The 1221-nt window shown below is 74.7% G+C and carries 2 protein-coding genes; both read left to right on the top strand.

Annotated features, from left to right (window positions below; translation table 11 throughout):
* A partial coding sequence (locus VB737_RS16810; RefSeq protein ID WP_500314652.1) for an esterase-like activity of phytase family protein occupies positions 1-593 on the top strand: 593 nt, incomplete at its 5' end.
* Positions 590-1221, top strand: a 632-nt coding sequence (locus VB737_RS16805) for an alkaline phosphatase PhoX (RefSeq protein WP_500314650.1), incomplete at its 3' end; no start/stop codon positions are given. The genes VB737_RS16810 and VB737_RS16805, both read left to right, overlap by 4 nt.

Here is a 1221-nt window from a genome sequence, read left to right as displayed (position 1 = left end):
GCGCCTACGCGCTGCCCACCGACTGGCAGCCGGCCCCGGGGCGCGGCCTGGAAGCCAACCAGGGGCCGGAGTCCCTGGCCCTGCTGCGGCGCCCGGGGCAGCCGGATGTGCTGCTGATGGCCGCGGAATCTCCCCTGAAGCAGGACCCCCCCGCCCAGGTGCGGCTGCTGGGTTGGTCGCTGCAGCCCACCGGGCCGAAGCCCCGGCCCCTGGCCCGGCTGGCCATCCCCGCCGGCGAGGGCTGGGGACTGACCGATCTGCTGGTGGTCGACCCCTCAGGCCCGGCGCCCAGCCTGCTGGCCCTGCTGCGGCGCTTCCAGGCCCCCGCCCGCTGGCAGGTGCTCCTGGCCCACTACCCGCTGCCAGACGAAGGGGCCGATCCCGAGGCGGTGCTGGAGCCCATCCACCGGTGGGATCTGATCGCGGCCGGCCTGCCGGCCGACAACTGGGAGGCCATGACCCCGGGGCCGATCCAGGCCGATGGCCGTCCCAGCCTGCTGCTGGCCTCGGACGACAACTTCAGCGCCCTGCAGGACAACCACCTGGCCCTGCTCGCACCGCGCCGCAGCGAGCCCTGCCCTCCACTCCAATGAACCGTCGCGACCTGCTCTCCCTGCTCGGCATCGGGGCCTGCTCCTTCGCCGCTGCCGCCCTACCAACGCCCGCCCCGGGGAGGGCGGCTTCCCCGAAGGCCGGAGTGACCCCGTCGGCGTCCCCGTTCCCGACCGTGCCCACCCCCCTGCCGGTGCCCAGCGACGGGCTCGATGCGGCGGAGCAGCGCCGCCGTTACGCCCGCATCGAACTGGAGGACCGGCTGGTGCTGCCGGACGGCTTCCGGGCCGATCTGCTGGCGGTCTGGGGGGATCCGCTGGCCGACGGCCGCTTCGGCTACAACAATGACCACCTCTCCTTCCTGTCGCTGGCCCCGGATCGGGCCCTGCTGACGGTGAACTTCGAGTACATCAGCGCCCGGGCCTGGCGGCAGGGCTACGCCGAAGCGGTGGGCGGCCAGCTGCCGTTCGACGCCGTCATCGAGGCCCTGGCCGCCCGGGGCGGCCGGGTGGATGCCACCGGCCTGGCGGCGGACGACCCCTTGCTGGAGCCCATCCGCCAGCTGGCGGAGGCGGCCATGGCGGATCTGGGTGTGGGGGTGATCGAACTGGAGCAGCCGCCGGGTGGTCCCTGGCGGCGCCGGGCCGGCCGCTTCGATCGCCGCATCAC

The sequence above is a fragment of the Synechococcus sp. BA-120 BA3 genome, from assembly GCF_034931285.1.
Classification (GTDB): Bacteria; Cyanobacteriota; Cyanobacteriia; order PCC-6307; family Cyanobiaceae; genus Cyanobium.
This window is presented reverse-complemented; position numbering and strand designations above follow the sequence as displayed.